Source organism: Amycolatopsis benzoatilytica AK 16/65, from assembly GCF_000383915.1.
GTDB lineage: Bacteria > Actinomycetota > Actinomycetes > Mycobacteriales > Pseudonocardiaceae > Amycolatopsis > Amycolatopsis benzoatilytica.
Map to the genome: position 1 here is coordinate 661,332 of NZ_KB912942.1, position 17,088 is coordinate 678,419.

A 17,088-nucleotide genomic window follows, 5' to 3' on the forward strand; every position below is an offset into this window, starting at 1 on the left:
CGAGCCGGGACGCAGGTCACGACCTCGCTGCCTCTCAGGAACCCTCCGCCTGGCCAGTGCTAGCGTCGATGTCGTGCCAGCAGATGTGTCCCCGCTCGGGCGCCGGCTCCTGATCGTCGCCACCAGCGTCGTGAGCCTCGCGCTGTGCTGCGGGCTGGCCTGGTGGCAGTGGGACCGGTTCACCTCGGCCACCGGCACCTTCCAGAACCTGGGCTACGTGCTGCAGTGGCCGCTGTTCGGGCTCTTCCCGGCGTTCATGTTCTGGCGCATCAAGAAGCTGCGCGAACGCGAGGAAGCCGCCGTCGCGGCGGGCGAGACCGTGGACGAAGCTCCGGTCAGCGTGCCCGCGCCGCGCCCGGCCGTGCCCGCGCCGCCCGTCGAAGAGGACGATGAGCTCGCCGCCTACAACCGCTACCTGCGCGAGCTCAACGCCCGCGACCAGCAGTCCTGAACGCCCGCGGAAGTGAGGACGCTCCTATGACCACCAGCACCGACGGTGCCCCGACCAGCCAGACGAAGGTGTCCGGCTCGCTGACCCGGTTCCGGGCCAGCGCGTACGTGACCGGTGTCGGCCTGCTCGCTCTCTGCGCGACGATGGTCATCGAGTACGGCTTCGGCAACGCCACGCCGGCCGCTGTCTACTCGCCGATCCACGGCGTGCTGTACATGATCTACCTGGTCCTCACCATCGACCTCGCGATCAAGGCCCGCTGGTCGATCAAGAGCACGGTGCTGGTCCTGCTGGCCGGGTGCGTCCCGTTCGTGTCGTTCGTCGTCGAGCGCCGGGTGACTCACCGGGTGCAGGCCGGACGCGACATTTTCTGAGCACGAAAAAACCGCGGCACCCGGATTTTCCCGGTACCGCGGTTTTTTCGTGCCAGGGGTCAGGAGCCGAAGCCGATGCCGGTCAGCGACCGGACCTCCATCTCCGCGTGCTTGGCCGGGTCGCCCTTCGCGCGGCCGGCGAACGTGCCGATGGCACCGCACAGGAACGACACCGGGATCGACACCAGGCCCGGGTTCTTCAGCGGGAACCAGTGGAAGTCGACGCTCGGGAAGATCGAGTCCGGCGCACCCGACACCACCGGCGAGAACAGCACCAGCACGACGCATGCGATGAGCCCGCCGTAGATGCTCCACAACGTCCCGGCGGTGTTGAACCGTTTCCAGAACAGCGAGTACAGCAGAGTCGACAGGTTCGCCGATGCCGCCACGGCGAGCGCGAGCGCGACGAGGAACGCGATGTTCTGGCCGTTGGCGAGGATGCCGCCGACGATGGCGAACCCGCCGATCACGACCGCGGTCAGCCGGGCGACCCGGACCTCGTCCTCCGGCTCCGCCTTGCCGCGCTTGATGACGTTCGCGTAGACGTCGTGCGCGAACGAGGCGGACGCGGTCAGCGTCAGCCCGGCCACCACGGCGAGGATCGTCGCGAACGCGACCGCGGAGATCACGCCGAGCAGCACCGTCCCGCCCACGTGGAGGGCCAGCAGCGGCGCGGCCGAGTTCTCGCCGCCGGGCGCGGCCTTGATCTCGGCCGGGCCGACGATCGCCGCCGCGCCGAAGCCGATCACCAGCGTGCACAGGTAGAACACGAACATGCACGCGGTCGCCCACACCACCGAGCGGCGCGCCTCGCGGGCGTTCGGCACGGTGTAGAAGCGCATCAGCACGTGCGGCAGCGAAGCGACGCCGAGCACCAGGGCCAGCGACAGCGACACGAAGTCGAGCTTCGTGGTCCCGCTCTTGCCGTAGGCACCGCCAGGAGAGAGCAAGTCCTTGCCCATCGGACTGTGGTCGGTGGCCGCGCGGAGCAGGCTCGAGAAGCTGAAGCCGTACTTGCCCATCAGGAACACCGTGATCAGTGAGGCCGCGGTGAGCAGGATGGTGGCCTTGATGATCTGCACCCAGGTGGTGCCCTTCATGCCGCCGAGCAGCACGTAGGAGATCATCACCAGCCCGACTACGGTGATCACCAGTGCCTGGCCCCACTTGGAGTGGACGTCCAGCAGCAGTGCGACCAGGCCGCCCGCGCCCGCCATCTGCGCGAGCATGTAAAAGAAGGAGATCACCAGCGTCGACGTGGCCGACGCGGCGCGCACCGGACGCTGCTTCATCCGGAAGCTGAGCACGTCGCCCATGGTGAAGCGGCCGGTGTTGCGCAGCAGTTCCGCGAGCAGCAGCAGGTCGACGAGCCACGCGACGAGGAAGCCGATGGAGTAGAGGAAGCCGTCGTAGCCGTTGATCGCGATCGCGCCGGCGATGCCGAGGAACGACGCCGCGGACAGGAAGTCACCGGACAGCGCGATGCCGTTCTGTCGTCCGGTGAAGGCGCTGTCGGCGGTGTAGTAGCCCGAGGTGGAAGACCGGCGGTTGCCCGCGCGGTAGACCACGAAAAGGGTGATCGCGACGAACAGAGCGAATACCCCGGTGTTGATCAACGGGTTGCTTGCCGAAGCTCCTTCGGCGAGCGAAGTGGTGGTCACTGAGGGGTTCCTTCCGGGACGGCGTTTTGCGCGCGGATCTCGGCCGCGCGCGGGTCCATCTCGCGGTCGGCGAAGCGGACGTACAGCGCGGTGATCGCCGCAGTGGTGACGAACTGGCTGAGGCCGAGCAGCATGCCGACGTTGACCAGGCCGAAGACCGGGGTGCTCATGAAGCCGCTGGCGTAGGCGGCGAGCACGACGTAGGCGAGGTACCAGACGAAGAACCCGATGCTCATCGGGAAGACGAACCGGCGGAACCGGCCGCGCAGGGACCGGAACTGCGGGCTGCGCTGGATCTGCTCGTAGTCCGGCCCGCGCTTGCGGCGCCTGCCCGGCGTGGGGACGGCCTCGGCGTGGTCGAACAGGGCCGGCATCTGGCCGGTGGTCTCGGCCGGGCTCGGCTCACCGGTGGTGCGCGCGACGTTGTGCATTGCTGCCTCCGGCAACTTGCGCGGTGGTGGCGAGGGGCTGCTGCGAAGAGTGCCCGGATCGCCCTTGCGGACTGGGAGGCGGCCATAGTAACGACGGCGGCGGAACGCGGAAAAAGCCGGTTCCCGGGGTTCCCGGAAATGCCTATTCGACCGCTAAATAACGGTAAACAGCGAGTTCAGGGCAGATCACAGCCTGATCACTCGGAATAGTGAGCGGCAATGTAACGGGGAGTTGTCGGCATCCGTGCCGGTTGCGGCAGATGGCGGAGTGACGGGCCGGTCAAGATCCAATACGGTGACCGGTCGTAGCCGCCCGGCGGGGCGGTCGCTCCGGTTCGGCGTCCGGTCGGACGCGCGGACGGGGAATCCCAGGCCGAGAGGGGAGGCTGGCAAAAATCACCGGGTCGAGCGGCGCGTCGCTGCATGTCCACAACATCGGGTTCATCTTGCGAAGGAACCCACCCGATGGGGGCACGGAGCGTAGTCCTATAGGGGGTGATGCTTACCCTGTGTGGGCTAATCGGGTGACGGCCGGACGTCGCAGGCCGGAGCGCCCCGTAACCGGAAATCCCACAGCGGGCGTTCTTGGCCGAAAGCCCGCCGCCGACTCCGCATACTTCGGCTATTTTCCCTGGTCAACCGTCCGATGCGGAACGGAATAACAGTGGCGGCGATTGGTGTACGATTCTTTGGCCCCAGCCGCCCGCAGCGATCGATAGGCGCAGACAAGTTGATCTCGACCACCGCCGTGCAGACCGCAAGTTGCGTCGTGCACGTGCAAAGTCCCGGGAAGCCGCACGGCGCCCCGGCGGGTTCTGGATCAGCCGCGTCGTGCCCGCCTCCGATCGCCGGCGCGGGCAGGCGGACCGCGGCCGGTCGCGCACCGCGCGCAGCCGTCGCGGCAGGGAACCGCCGACGGGCAGCCACGACGCCGGACAGGGAGTCACTTTCGTGACCGTTGCAGGAGAAGGCCAAGTGCCTGTGGAGAAGCTGCTCGGCCGCCCGCCCAAGCGACCGCGCTGGTCCTCGGGCTGGCAGGCAGCGTTGCGCTGGCGGGACTGGAGCCTGCCGGTCAAGCTGTCCGCCGTCACTCTGGTCCCCATCGTGCTCGCGCTCGTCCTGGGCATCACTGCCATCGCGGGCCAGGTCGCGCGATCGAGCGACTACCAGCGGATCGACCGCCTGGTAACGCTGAGCACCGCGCTGCGCACCCTCACCGACGGGCTGCAGGACGAACGCACGGCCACCGCTCAGCAGCTGATCGCCGGCACCGCCGGCGTCACCCCCCAGCTGAAGACCGCGCGCGCCAAGACGGACGCCGCGGTCGCTCCGTTCACCGAGGCCGCCGCCCGGGCGAGCAACGACACCCCCAGCGTGTCCGGCGCGGTCAACTCCGCCAGCGCCCAGGTCAACGAGATCGCCGTCATCCGCCAGCAGGTCGGCGCCGGGCTGCTGGACGCGGCCGAGGCGGTCGGCGACTACAACGCGGTCACCACCACGCTGATCGCCGCCGACTCCGCGGTCGCCGCGGGTTCGAGCGCGGACGCGCTGGGCGGCACGCCGAGCGCGCTGCACGATCTCGAGGCCGCCGAAGAACAAGCCTCGGTCACCCAGGCGTTGGTCGCCTACGGCATCTCGACCGGCGCGCTTACTCCGCAGCAGCTGAGCGACGTCCGCGCCGCCGACCTCCGCTACGACGACCGGCTCGCCGACTTCAACGCGGCCGCCACCGCGCCGCAGCGCCAGGACTTGGAAAGCAGCCTCAAACCGGACACCTCCTACGACCGCAAGCGGATGCTCGGCACCGTGCTCGGCGAACAGGGGATGTCCACTGAGGACGCGCTGAAGCGGCTGTCCGCGCAGGAGTGGAACAACGCCTCGCACGCCGTCACCGAACAGATGTCCGAGGTCGCGGACCGGATGAACGCCGACCTGACGGCGACGTCGTCCGCGCTCGCCTCGGACGCGGGCAGCAGCGCCGGTCTGCTGGCGGTGCTGCTGTTCGTGGCGCTCGCCGCGGCCGCCGCGGTCGTGTTCGTCATTTCTCGCCAGCTGCTGCGCTCGCTGAAGGTCCTGCGGCGCAGTGCGCTGGACGTTGCGGAGAAGGACCTGCCCGAGGCGGTCCGGAACATCCAGGAGGGCCGGGCGCAGAGCGTCGAGGTCGAGCCGGTGCCGGTCAACGTGCAGGACGAGGTCGGCGAGGTCGCGCGGGCGTTCGAGAAGGTGCACAGCCAGGCGCTGAAGCTGGCGACCGAACAGGCCGCGATGCGGGCCGGCTACTCGAGCGTGTTCGTCAACCTGTCCCGGCGCAGCCAGAGCCTCGTGCAGCGGCAGCTGCAGCTGATCGAGCGGCTGGAGCGCGACGAGGAAGACGCGGACCAGCTCGCCACCCTGTTCCAGCTCGACCACCTCGCCACCCGGATGCGGCGCAACAACGAGAACCTGATGGTGCTCTCCGGCGCCGAGCCGGGCCGCCGCTCCGGCCAGCCGGTCCCCACCCACGACGTGCTGCGCGCCGCGGTCTCGGAAATCGAGCAGTACCAGCGAGTTTCCGTGCAGCATCCGCCCGCGGTGAAGATCGTCGGGTTCGCCGCGAGCGACGTCCAGCGGCTCATCGCGGAGCTGCTGGACAACGCGACCGCGTTCTCCGCGCCGGAAACCCAGGTGACGGTCGCGACGCGGCTCGCCGAGGACGGTTCGCTCAACGTCGACATCCTCGACAAGGGCATCGGCATGAACGAGTACGAGGTGGTGGAGGCCAACGGCCGGCTCACCGACTCGGGCTCGGTCGACCTCGCGACGTCGCGCCGGATGGGCCTGTTCGTGGTCGGCCGGCTGGCCGGCCGCCACCGCATCGGCGTGTCGCTGCACGGCGGCAAGGACATCGTCGGCGTCCGCGCCACCGTGGTGGTGCCCGCCGAGCTGGTGATGACCGGGATGCCGGCCGCACCCGGCGTCGCCCCGGAAGGCCACGGGCAGAAGCCGGGCCCGGCGACCAGCTTCGCCGCGCCGCCGGCCGCACCGGGCGGGCTGCCGCGCCGGCAGCGCCCGACCAACGGCTCGGCCCGGCCGGGCCTGGTCCCGCAGCAGGGCGGCAACTTCGACGAGCCGCAGCGGTGGCCCTCGGCGGGCGACCTGGCCGGCTTCTCCGGGGACGCGCGCCCGCCGTCCGACTTGGAAGTGTCCGGCACCGCGCTGTTCAGTCCGATCCCGCGCGACGACGACGGGGCGGCCCCGCCGCCGCCCGCGCCGAAACTGCCGCAGATCGTCAACGTGCCGCCGCCGCGCCCGGAGTCCGAGCCCGAGCCGGAGCCGGCCGCTCCCGCCGAACCGGCGCGCGACGAGCGGGGCAGCGAACTGCCCTCGGGCAAGGACCTGTTCTCCGCCGCCAACGCGACGACGCTGAGCGACTGGTGGAACCAGGCCGCGCAGCAGGTCCCGGAGGTCCCGCCGCCGTCCGCGGCCGAGACCACGATCGAGAACACGCCGATCTTCGACGAGATGCTCTCGGCGTGGTTCCGGTCTCCGGTGCAGCCGCCCGTCGCTGCGGCGTCCTCTGCGTCCGCTGAGTCCTCTTCGGACGAGAAGAAGGCCGAAACTCCCGCGCAGAGCACGGAAACCGCCGACGCCGAACAGCAGCAGCGCAACTGGGACTTCGCCAGCGACGAAAACTGGCGGACGGTTCAGGCACTCTCCCAGGCGGAGCCGACCGCGTTCACGAAGTCGGGCCTGCCCCGACGCCAGCGCGGCGAGAAGCTCATGCCGGGCAGCGCCACGCCGGAGGGTGCGATGCCCGCCGCCGAACCGCAGAGCAGCGACCTCCCGGTCCGCGACCCGGCGGACGTGCGCGGCCGGCTGAACAGCTTCCAGCGCGGGGTGACCCGCGGCCGTCAGGCAGTCGGCGAGACCATCGGCCTCGAGCCGGCAACCGGCGACGCCGCCGGGGTTTCGCCGGACGCCGGCCCGGCGGAAACCGATGCCGTCACGCCGGAGTCTCCGCGCGGGCACGACACCGCGACCCGGCGGCAGGCAGTCGCCGGTGCGGCGTTCGGCGTCGAGAACCGTCCCGGCGGAACGCCGCCGCGCACCCCGGACTCGACCGGCGGCTCGATGTGGTCCGGCTCGCCGTCCGCGCTCGGCAGCGGCCGCCCGCAGACCGGCGACACCGACGAGACCGCCCCGGTCCCGGCCGTGCCCCCGGCGTTCGACCCGGACGGCGGCTGGCCGCGCCAGCCCGCTTCGGCCGTGCGCGCGGAAACCCCGGCGCCGCAACAGCCTCGCGGAGTCCGGCCGGACAAGCCGGACAGCCTGCCCAGCCGGCGCAAGGGCGCGAGCAGCCTCCCGCCAGCTCCGCCGAGCGACCCGAACCAGGTCCCGGCCGCGGTGGCCGGCCTCGAAGCGGCAGTGTCGGGCACGGCCCAGACGCCGACCGCCTCGCAGGCAGCGGCGCAGGCTTCCGCCAACGGGCAGCCGGCGAACGGCCTGGCTTCGGACGCGTCGCAAGACTCCAGCGCACCAGGCAAGGCGGCGGCAGGGCAGGTCGCGGACGCGGCGGAGGCTCCGGCCGAGCCGGCGGACGCCGCCGCACAGCCTCCTGCGGCGCCAGGCGGGCTCCCGGGCGGAGCGACATCCGCCGGATCGGCTCCGGCGCGCGGCCAGCAACCCGTCCCGGGGCAGGGCGCGACGACCGGTTTGTGGGGCCAGCCGCTCCCGCCGAAGCCCGGTGCCGCGACGCCGTCCGCGCAGCAGCAGACCTCCGCCGGACAGAGCGGCCAGCAAAGCGCGACCGGTCAGACCGCACCGGGCCAGACCCCGGCGCAGGGCCAGACCGAGCCGGGCCGGGCCCCGGCGCAGGGCTTGACCGCCGGGCTGGGGCAGGCTGGCGCGCAGGGCTGGGCCGGGATACCCGGTCAAGCAGGTGCACCCGGGCAGTCCGAGACTCCGACTCCGCGGCAGACCGGGACTTCCGGCGAGGCGAACGGCCAGACCGCCGCGGCGGGCCAGGCGAACGGGCTCGGCCAGGCAGGAACGGCCGGGCCTGGCACGCCCGCCCAGCCGACCGCGCCCGGCCAGGCCGGAGAGCCAGGCCGGACCGCCGCGGCGGGCCAGCCTTCCGTGCCGGGCCAGCTGCCTTCCCGGAAGTCCTCCGCACGGCAGAACCCCGCGCAGCCGGCCGGCGCGGACGGCGCCTCGGCTCCGGTCGGAACTCCGGCCGCCGATGCCTCGCCGAACCCGGCGGAGGGTGGCGCGGAGTGGAACTTCGGGTCCGACGACGGGTGGCGAACGGTCCAGTCGGTGTCCCAGTCGGCACCCGCTTCGTTCACTTCGGCAGGATTGCCCCGGCGCCGTCGAGGAGAGCAGCTTCTCCCCGGCAGCGCACCACCGCCTTCCGGGGCGGCGAGTCCCCGTCCGTCCCGCGACGCGCACGACGTGCGCGGCCGCCTGAGCAGTTTCCAGCAAGGGATCCAGCGCGGCAGGCACCGCACCGCGCAGGCCGCTGAGACGAACCACGAAACATTGGAGGGTGAATGACCTCGCCGAATGCGGCCCAGCCGCAGCAGAATCAGTTCGGCTGGCTGGTGAACGACTTCGCCGAGCGCGTCCCCGGCGTCGCGCACGCGGTCGTGGTGTCGGCCGACGGTCTTCTGCTGACGGCCTCCAACCGGCTGCCGCTCGACCGTGCCGACCAGCTCGCGGCCGTGGCGTCCGGGCTGGTCAGCCTCACCCAGGGGGCCGCTCGCTGCTTCGAAGCAGGCGCGGTGCGCGAGACCGTCGTGGAGATGGAACTCGGCATCATGGTGCTGATGTCCATCAGCGACGGTTCGTGCCTGGCCATCCTGGCCGCGCCGAACTGCGACATCGGGCAGGTCGCCTACGAGATGACGATGCTCGTCGACCGGGTGGGTCAGATCCTGACTCCCGAGCTGCGCGCGCAGCTGCAGGGTGCCGGTGGCTCGCTGATCGGCGAACCGGTGGGATGATGGCGCGATGAGCCAGGGGTCCGGATTGTTCGGCGATGAGCCCGGAGACGTCGGCGAGCCCCCGCGCGGGGAGGCGGCCGGCGGCGACGACGGCACGTTCGCCGACGTCCTCAACGGGTTCAGCCTGGATTCGGGCCGCTCGCGCAGAAAGCGGAAGAAGAGCGCCAAAGAAGCGAAGGAATCCGAGTCCCCAGCGCCGCCCGTCGCGGGAGCGCACGCGACAGCGGACTCGCCGGCAGCACCACCGCCGCCGGCCGACCAAGGAGATGGTGTGACCTCTCTCGTCTCTCCACCGGGCAGTACGGACTCCGACGGCCCCAGACCAGGCGGGATCTTCGACCCAGGACCGCCGAGCGGCGAGTTCTCCATGCCCTCGGCGATCGTGCGGCCCGCGTTTCCCGAACCGATGGACCCGGCCGAAGAAACGTCGATCGTGCGGCCGTACGCTCTCACCGGCGGGCGCACCCGGGCGAACTACGCGCTCGAACTGGAGACCTTGATCTCCACGAAAGACCATGTCGCCGCAGGGGGCTTCCCCCAGGCGGCGGCGGAACAGATCGAGAGCATCTCGATCATGGAAGCGTGCCGGACCCCGCGTTCGGTGGCGGAGATCGCGGCGGTGCTGTCCGTGCCGCTGGGGGTGGCCAGGGTGCTGATCAGCGACGCGGCCGACGCCGGACTGGTCACCGTGCACCGGACGATCTCGGGTCAAGAAGGCGCCGAAGCGCACTTGGTGTTGATGGAAAGGGTTTTGAGTGGACTCCGTCGGCTTTAAGGCACCGCGGGAAACCGCGCCCCCGACCATGACATCGGCGAAGATCGTGGTGGCGGGCGGCTTCGGAGCGGGCAAGACGACCTTTGTGGGCTCGGTGTCGGAAATCGTTCCGCTCACCACCGAGGCGATGATGACCGACGCCAGCCGCGGCATCGACAACCTCGACCAGACCCCGCACAAGACGACCACGACGGTCGCCATGGACTTCGGTCGCGTCTCGCTCGACACCGACCTGATCCTGTACCTGTTCGGCACGCCCGGACAGCAGCGGTTCTGGTTCATGTGGGACGACCTGGTGCGCGGCGCGATCGGGGCGGTCGTGCTGGCCGACACCCGCCGCCTCGCGGACTCGTTCGCGCCGATCGACTTCTTCGAAGACCGCGGCCTGCCCTACATCGTCGGCGTGAACACGTTCGACGGCGTGCTCGAACACGACATCAACGACGTGCGCGAAGCGCTGTCGATCGATTCGAGCATCCCGATCGTCCGGTGCGACGCCCGGGAGCGCGAATCGACCAAGCAGACGCTGATCACGCTGGTCGAGTACGCGATGCGGCAGTGGATCGCGTTGCGGGCGGCGAAGGCCGGGCAGGCGCGCTGACTTCGGGCGGCGCTGAACGTGTGGCGGCGCTGAAGGTGCGGCTGGCTTGTGCTTGAAGGTCGCCGAACTGTGTTGGATGGCGCCGACTTCGTCGGCGCGTGCGGGATCTGTGTTGGATTGCGCCGACTTCGTCGGCGCGTGCGGGATCGCGTCGGCGTCTGATGGAGCGGTGCACCCGGCCCGGGGGGCCGTGCGCACCGCTCCATCAGACGCCGACGCGATCCCGCGGTTGGTCGGGTTTGGTCGGGGCGGGTGGTGGCTGGGCGGGGGGCGTTCAGTACTCGTCGTGGCGGCGCCACCAGGCACCGGGGGCGTCGGTGCCGCGCGACTCTTCCTGCCACGCTTCCTGGCGTCCGAAGGGCGTGACGTCGAGGTAGCGCAGGGTCGTGACGAACTGGTCTCCGCCGCGGTTCGACGTGAAATACGTGCGGAAGACGTCGTCTCCGTCTCGGAGGAAGACGCTCACGCCGAAACCGCCGCCGATCCCGCAGTCTGCGAGAAAGTCCGTTCCTGCCGCGGAGGCCCAGGGGACGGTCCAGCCCATGCGGGCCCAGTATCGCTCGATTTCGGCCGGCGTCGCGGGCGCGACGACCTGGAGAGTCACGTCGCGCGCGTTCAGATGCGCGGGGTTGCTCATGTTGTCCACCAGCAGGGAACAGCCCGGGCAGCCGGCTTCGTCGCCGGGAAACAGCATGAAGTGGTAGACGATCAGCTGCCGTCGCCCAGCAAAGAGATCCAGCAGGCTTTTCCTGCCCTCCCGGTCGGTGAACGCATAGTCCTTGCCGAAGCGGACCATCGGCATCCGACGGCGCTCGGCGGCCACCCGGTCCGTCGCCCGGGTCAGCTCCTTCTCCTTGCGCAGTAACTCTTCTCGTGCGCTCGCCCATTCTTCGGGGGAAACGATGCGGGGAAGTGCGGTGGTCATTTCGCTGCCTCCAGGATGCGGTCGAGATCTGCGAAGCCTTGCTGCCAGCCGTCGAAGTGGCCGTCGTGCTCGGCTTGGGTCGGGAACGGCGCTTGATGGAACGTCATCGAGGTCTTGCCCGCCAACTCGGCGAAATCGATCGTCACGACGGTTTCGCCGACCTCGTCTTCCGGGTGCTGCCACTGGAACGTGAAAACGAGCCGGGACGGCGGCGAGACCTCGCGGTAGACGCCGGACACCCGGCGGTCGATGTCTCGTTCCGCGCTGGTGATCCGGCTGTGCCAGACCCCGCCGGGACGCGGGTCGGTGCTTGTTTCCGACGCGACGAACCCGTGCGGGCCGAACCAGGCGGCGAACTGAGCCGGATCGGTCCAGGCACGGAACACCAGATCGCAGGGCGCGTCGAAGACTCGCACGATGGTGAGTCCCCGGTCCGGGTTCGTCATTTTCCGGTCTCCTCCTCTTCCGCCTGAAGCTGCCGCAGGTGCTGGTCCAACCGGTCGAACCCGTCCTCCCAGAACCGCCGGTACTCGGCGACCCAGCCCGCCACGCTCGCCAGCGGTGCGGCCTCCAGGCGGCACGGCCGCGACTGCCGGGTCCGGCCGCGGCTGATCAGTCCGGCGTGCTCCAGCACCTTCAGATGCTTGGACACCGCCTGCAGGCTCACCTCGAACGGCTCTGCCAGCTCGTTGACCGTCGCCTCGCCGCGAGTGAGCCGGGCGAGGATCGCGCGCCGGGTCGGGTCCGCCAGCGCGGCGAACGTGGTGCTCAGCTGATCTGTCGGCATCGGTTCTCAATCACTTGGTTAATTAACTAGCAGGTTGAATATAGCTCGGTCGTCAAGCCTTGAGAGCCGGGTCACTTCCAGCTCCGGTTTCCAATAGTAGGAAGTCCTAGTAAATTGGGGGGATGAGCGGCAGCGACCTGTACCGTCCCGCGAACCCGGTCCGGTTCGTCACGGCTTCCAGCTTGTTCGACGGCCACGACGCCTCGATCAACATCATGCGCAGAATCCTCCAGTCGCAGGGCGCGGAGGTGGTCCACCTGGGCCACAACCGGTCGGTCGACGAGGTGGCCACCGCCGCGATCGCCGAGGACGTGCAGGGGGTCGCCATCTCCGCCTATCAGGGCGGCCACGTCGAGTACTTCAGCTACCTTGTCGAGCTGCTCAACGAACGCGGCGCGGGGCACATCAAGGTGTTCGGCGGCGGCGGTGGCGTCATCGTCCGAGAGGAGATCGACCTGCTGCACTCGCGCGGCGTGGCGCGGATCTTCTCGCCCGAAGACGGCTACGAGATGGGCCTGCCGGGCATGATCAACATGATGATCAAGGCCTGCGACACGGACCTGTCCGCGCAGCCGCCCGCCTCGGTCGACAAGCTGCTCTCCGGCGACGTGCCGGCGCTCGCGCGGGTCATCACCCAGCTCCAGCGCGAAAGCCTGCCCACCGAGTGGCTGTCCGCGATCACCGAGGCCGCCGGTCAGCGGCAGGTGCCGGTACTGGGCATCACCGGCACCGGCGGTTCCGGCAAGTCCTCGCTCACCGACGAGCTGATCCGCCGCTTCCGGCTCGACCAGGAGGACAAGCTTCGCATCGCGGTCCTCGCGGTCGACCCGTCGCGGCGCAAGGGCGGCGGTGCGCTGCTCGGCGACCGGATCCGGATGAACTGCCTCGACGGCTCGCCGGTGTACTTCCGTTCGCTGGCCACCCGCACCACCACCGGCGAGATCCCGGTGGGGCTGAGCGAGTCGATCCTGGCCTGCAAGGCGGCCGGGTTCGACCTGGTGATCGTGGAGACGCCGGGCATCGGCCAGGGCGACGCGGGCATCGTCGACTACGTGGACGAGTCGCTGTACGTGATGACGCCGGAGTTCGGCGCCGCGTCGCAGCTGGAGAAGATCGACATGCTCGACTTCGCCGACGTGGTCGCGATCAACAAGTTCGAGCGCCGGGGCGCCGAGGACGCGCGCCGCGATGTGGCGCGTCAGCTGGTGCGCAACCGCGAGGCGTTCGGCTCCGCGCCCGAAGAGATGCCGGTGTACGGCACCAGCGCGGCGAAGTTCAACGACGACGGCGTGACCGCGCTGTACCAGCACCTGCGCGACCTGCTCGCCGAGCGCGGCCTGTCGGTGTCGGCCGGCACGCTGCCCGCGGTGTCGGGCAAGGTGTCCACCGACGCCAGCACGATCATCCCGGGCAGCCGGGCTCGCTACCTCGCGGACATTTCCGAGACGGTGCGCGGATATCACACGCAGACCGAGAAGCAGGTCGCCGCGGTCCGCAAGCGCGAGCACCTGGCCGAGGCCAAGGCCGCGCTGTCCGAGGTGGATGCGAGCACGGACGCGCTGGACGGCCTGCTGGCCGCTGCCGAGTCCGATGTGGACGGCGAGTCGACAAAGCTTCTCGAGCGGTTCGAGGCGCTGGCCGCCCAGTACCGCGAGGACGAGCTGGTGGTGAAGATCCGGGACAAGGAGCTGCGCACCCAGCTGTGGCGGGAAACCTTGTCCGGCAACCGGATCCCGCGGGTCGCGCTGCCCCGCTACACCGAGTCTGGCGAGCTGCTTTCGTTCCTGCGCCGGGAAAACCTGCCCGGCTACTTCCCCTACACCGCGGGCGTGTTCCCGTTCAAGCGCGAGGGCGAGGACCCGGCGCGGATGTTCGCCGGCGAGGGCGACGCGTTCCGCACCAACCGCCGGTTCAAGCTGCTGTCGGCCGATTCCGAGGCCAAGCGGCTCTCCACGGCGTTCGACTCGGTCACGCTGTACGGCCACGACCCGGACACCCGGCCGGACATCTACGGCAAGGTCGGCACCTCGGGCGTCTCGATCGCGACGCTGGACGACATGAAGGCGCTCTACGACGGCTTCGACCTCACCGCGCCGAACACCTCGGTGTCGATGACGATCAACGGCCCGGCGCCGACCATCCTGGCGTTCTTCCTGAACACCGCGATCGACCAGAAGATGGCCGCGTTCAAGCACGAGCACGGGCGCGAGCCGTCCGAGGCCGAGGCCGCCGAGCTGCGCGAGTGGGCGCTGAAGAACGTCCGCGGCACCGTGCAGGCGGACATCCTCAAGGAAGACCAGGGCCAGAACACCTGCATCTTCTCCACCGAGTTCAGCCTCCGGATGATGGCCGACATCCAGGAATGGTTCATCTCGCACGGGGTGCGCAACTTCTACTCGGTGTCGATCTCCGGGTACCACATCGCCGAAGCCGGCGCGAACCCGATCTCGCAGCTGGCGTTCACGCTCGCCAACGGCTTCACCTACGTGGAGTCGTACCTCGCGCGCGGCATGAACATCGACGACTTCGCGCCGAACCTTTCCTTCTTCTTCTCCAACGGGATGGACGCGGAGTACTCGGTGCTGGGCCGGGTCGCGCGGCGGATCTGGGCCGTGGCGATGCGCGAGCGCTACGGCGCGAACGACCGCTCGCAGAAGCTCAAGTACCACGTGCAGACCTCCGGCCGGTCGCTGCACGCGCAGGAGATGAGCTTCAACGACATCCGCACCACGCTGCAGGCGCTGTGCGCGCTGTACGACAATGCGAACTCCTTGCACACCAACGCGTTCGACGAGGCGATCACCACGCCGTCGGAGTCCTCGGTGCGCCGGGCGATGGCTATCCAGATGATCATCAACAAGGAGTGGGGCCTGTCGAAGAACGAGAACCCGCTGCAGGGTTCGTTCGTGATCGACGAGCTGACCGACCTGGTCGAGGAAGCCGTGCTCACCGAGTTCGACCGGATCTCCGAACGCGGCGGCGTGCTCGGCGCGATGGAGACCGGCTACCAGCGAGGCCGGATCCAGGACGAATCGCTGCTCTACGAACGCAAGAAGCACGACGGATCGCTGCCGATCATCGGCGTCAACACCTTCCGCAACCCGAGGGCCGGCGAGGACGACGTCGAGGTCGAGCTGGCTCGCGCGACCGAGGACGAGAAGCAGTCTCAGCTGCGCCGGCTGGCCGACTTCCAGCAGGGGCACCGCGAGGAGGCGCAGCAGGCGCTCAAGACGCTGCGTGAAGCGGCCACCCGCGGCGGCAACCTGTTCGACGTGCTGATGGATGCCGCGCGGGTGTGCTCGCTCGGTCAGATCACCGAGGCGTTCTTCGAGGTGGGCGGACAGTACCGGCGCAACGTCTGACGCTTCACGCCCGCTCGGCGGCCAATCGCCACACGGGCACCTGGACCCGGCCCTGCTCGTCCGTCTCCAGCGCGGCGAGCGCGGCCGGGTCCGCTCGTTGGTCCGGCGAGAAGGCGGACATGGCTCGCTGCAGCGTTTCGCGCGTCATCGCGGTGACGTAGGCGGCCGGCTCGATCGTGGTGATCGTCCAGTTCCTGCCGACGGTTTCGCGCAGGTTCTGCTCGGTGATCCGGGCTGGTCCGGGGAAATTCTCCGGTACGGCGTCGGAGAAGCAGAACAGGTTCAGCCGGGCGCCGGGCCTGGTCGCGCGGGTGAGCGCGGCCAGGTAAGTGTGGCGGTCTTCTTCGTCGAGGCAGTGGTAGAGCGCGCTGTCGAGGACAGAGTCGAAACTGCCTTCGTACCCGTCGAGACGGGTGGCGTCGGCTTGCGCGAAGGTGACCGCCAGGTCCCGGCTGGCGGCCTTTTCGCGGGCGCGGGCGAGCGCGGTGGGGGCGCCGTCGAGCCCGGTCACGCGGTGTCCGCGCGAGGCCAGGAAGAGCGCGTTTTCGCCTAGGCCGCAACCGATGTCCAGGACTTCGCCGCGGAACGCGCCGGTCGCCTCCAGTGCGACGAGGGCGGGCTGCGGGCCGTCGATGTCCCACGGGACTCTGTCGCCGAGCGGGCTCTCGCCCTGGTACATCTGCTCGAAGTCGGTGTCGGGCATGCCGGACCTCCTATTCAACGACTGATGAGTTCACGCTAGCGGACCGGTCCGGTGCGCTGTCAACCGCGCTGAGGGAATATCGGCCCGGGCCGGCGGGTAGAACGAGGCATGGAATTTGGGATCTCCACGTTCGTGACCGACGAAGGCATCCGTCCCGACGTGCTGGGGGAGGCGCTGGAGGAGCGCGGGTTCGACTCGCTGTTCCTCGCCGAGCACTCGCACATCCCGGCCAGCCGCGAAACGCCTTACCCGGGCGGGTCCGAGCTGCCGCGGATGTACTACCGGACGCTCGACCCGTTCGTGGCGCTCACCGCGGCCGCGGTCAACACGTCCGAACTGGTGCTGGGAACCGGCGTGATCCTGCTGATCCAGCGGGACGTGATCCACACCGCCAAGGAGGCGGCGTCGCTGGACCTGATCTCGCGCGGGCGGGCCGTGCTGGGCGTCGGGGCCGGGTGGAACATCGAGGAGATGACCAATCACGGCACCGATCCGAAGACTCGCGGGAAGCTGCTGAATGAGCAGATCTCGGCGTTGAAGGAGATCTGGGGGCAGGAGCAGGCGGCGTTCCACGGCGAACTGGTGGACTTCGACCCGATCTTCGCGTGGCCCAAGCCGGTGCAGAGCCCGGGAGTGCCGATCTACGTGGGCGGGTCCAGTCCGGCGGCGATCCGCCGGGTGATCGCGCACGCGGACGGGTGGATTCCCAACCCCGCGGTGGATCCGGCGAAGGTGCGAAGCGTGCGGGCCGAACTCGCGGAGGCGGGGCGCGGGGACCTGCCGGTGACGTTGTTCGGCGGGCCGGCCGAGGCGGAGGCGATCCGGGAGTACGCCGAGGCCGGGGTGGACCGCTACGGGATTTCGCTGCCGACCATGCCGGAGGCAGAGACGCTGGCTGCGCTGGACGAGTTCGCGGCGTTGGCGGCGAAGTTCCGCAACTGAGCCGTTCTTGCGTCCGTGAGGGGCTCCTTGCCGGAATCTGAGTCCCTGAAGGGGCCCTTCACGGACTTTGAGTCCCAATGCCAGGAGCTCAAGGC

14 protein-coding genes are annotated in these 17,088 nt (G+C 69.8%); 8 read left to right on the forward strand and 6 right to left on the reverse strand.

Going from position 1 to position 17,088, the window contains the following annotated elements:
• The first annotated feature begins 73 nt into the window (after positions 1 to 73).
• Together AMYBE_RS0103110 and AMYBE_RS0103115 are read left to right on the forward strand one after the other, a co-directional pair.
• On the forward strand, positions 74 to 451 hold the full coding sequence (locus tag AMYBE_RS0103110; RefSeq protein WP_027927331.1) for a hypothetical protein: 378 nt from the start codon (positions 74 to 76) through the stop codon (positions 449 to 451).
• Between the two features lie 26 nt (positions 452 to 477).
• Complete coding sequence (locus tag AMYBE_RS0103115) at positions 478 to 825, forward strand: DUF3817 domain-containing protein (RefSeq protein ID WP_020657876.1); 348 nt, start codon at positions 478 to 480, stop codon at positions 823 to 825.
• A gap of 59 nt (positions 826 to 884) precedes the next feature.
• On the opposite strand, the gene AMYBE_RS0103120 is transcribed toward AMYBE_RS0103115, so the two are convergent.
• Positions 885 to 2,486: a solute symporter family protein gene (locus AMYBE_RS0103120; RefSeq protein WP_020657877.1), complete on the reverse strand. Its 1,602-nt coding sequence runs from the start codon at positions 2,484 to 2,486 to the stop codon at positions 885 to 887.
• Complete coding sequence (locus AMYBE_RS0103125) at positions 2,483 to 2,917, reverse strand: DUF485 domain-containing protein (RefSeq protein ID WP_020657878.1); 435 nt, start codon at positions 2,915 to 2,917, stop codon at positions 2,483 to 2,485. The genes AMYBE_RS0103120 and AMYBE_RS0103125 overlap by 4 nt, the downstream gene beginning before the upstream one ends.
• 951 nt (positions 2,918 to 3,868) lie before the next feature.
• Here AMYBE_RS0103125 and AMYBE_RS0103130 point away from each other — a divergent pair.
• From AMYBE_RS0103130 to AMYBE_RS0103145, 4 genes are read left to right on the forward strand one after another with little or no spacing between them, the layout of a single operon-like run.
• Positions 3,869 to 8,449, forward strand: coding sequence for a sensor histidine kinase (locus AMYBE_RS0103130; RefSeq protein WP_245573147.1), 4,581 nt, complete (start codon positions 3,869 to 3,871; stop codon positions 8,447 to 8,449).
• Entirely contained in the window at positions 8,446 to 8,898 is a 453-nt protein-coding gene (locus tag AMYBE_RS0103135; protein ID WP_020657880.1) for a roadblock/LC7 domain-containing protein, read from the forward strand. The genes AMYBE_RS0103130 and AMYBE_RS0103135 overlap by 4 nt, the downstream gene beginning before the upstream one ends.
• A gap of 7 nt (positions 8,899 to 8,905) precedes the next feature.
• Positions 8,906 to 9,673 (forward strand): DUF742 domain-containing protein, encoded by a 768-nt coding sequence (locus AMYBE_RS46005; protein WP_020657881.1) that lies wholly within the window; start codon positions 8,906 to 8,908, stop codon positions 9,671 to 9,673.
• On the forward strand, positions 9,654 to 10,274 hold the full coding sequence (locus AMYBE_RS0103145) for a GTP-binding protein (RefSeq protein WP_084469861.1): 621 nt from the start codon (positions 9,654 to 9,656) through the stop codon (positions 10,272 to 10,274). The genes AMYBE_RS46005 and AMYBE_RS0103145 overlap by 20 nt, the downstream gene beginning before the upstream one ends.
• A 274-nt stretch (positions 10,275 to 10,548) precedes the next feature.
• On the opposite strand, the gene AMYBE_RS0103150 is transcribed toward AMYBE_RS0103145, so the two are convergent.
• Genes AMYBE_RS0103150 through AMYBE_RS0103160 form a run of 3 tightly spaced genes read right to left on the reverse strand, consistent with a single transcriptional unit; the run spans position 10,549 to position 11,986 of the window.
• Positions 10,549 to 11,199 carry a DUF899 domain-containing protein gene (locus tag AMYBE_RS0103150; protein ID WP_020657883.1) on the reverse strand — a complete coding sequence of 217 codons (651 nt, stop codon included), beginning with the start codon at positions 11,197 to 11,199 and terminating at the stop codon, positions 10,549 to 10,551.
• Complete coding sequence (locus tag AMYBE_RS0103155; protein WP_020657884.1) at positions 11,196 to 11,645, reverse strand: SRPBCC family protein; 450 nt, start codon at positions 11,643 to 11,645, stop codon at positions 11,196 to 11,198. Before AMYBE_RS0103155 ends, AMYBE_RS0103150 begins: the two co-directional genes overlap by 4 nt.
• Positions 11,642 to 11,986: an ArsR/SmtB family transcription factor gene (locus AMYBE_RS0103160; protein WP_020657885.1), complete on the reverse strand. Its 345-nt coding sequence runs from the start codon at positions 11,984 to 11,986 to the stop codon at positions 11,642 to 11,644. The genes AMYBE_RS0103155 and AMYBE_RS0103160 overlap by 4 nt, the downstream gene beginning before the upstream one ends.
• 122 nt (positions 11,987 to 12,108) lie before the next feature.
• Between AMYBE_RS0103160 and icmF the strand changes: the two genes are divergently transcribed.
• Positions 12,109 to 15,348: a fused isobutyryl-CoA mutase/GTPase IcmF gene (icmF, locus tag AMYBE_RS0103165; RefSeq protein WP_020657886.1), complete on the forward strand. Its 3,240-nt coding sequence runs from the start codon at positions 12,109 to 12,111 to the stop codon at positions 15,346 to 15,348.
• Between the two features lie 4 nt (positions 15,349 to 15,352).
• On the opposite strand, the gene AMYBE_RS0103170 is transcribed toward icmF, so the two are convergent.
• Positions 15,353 to 16,051, reverse strand: coding sequence for a class I SAM-dependent methyltransferase (locus AMYBE_RS0103170; protein ID WP_020657887.1), 699 nt, complete (start codon positions 16,049 to 16,051; stop codon positions 15,353 to 15,355).
• A gap of 108 nt (positions 16,052 to 16,159) precedes the next feature.
• Between AMYBE_RS0103170 and AMYBE_RS0103175 the strand changes: the two genes are divergently transcribed.
• Positions 16,160 to 16,993, forward strand: coding sequence for an LLM class F420-dependent oxidoreductase (locus AMYBE_RS0103175; protein WP_020657888.1), 834 nt, complete (start codon positions 16,160 to 16,162; stop codon positions 16,991 to 16,993).
• Positions 16,994 to 17,088: the final 95 nt, after the last annotated feature.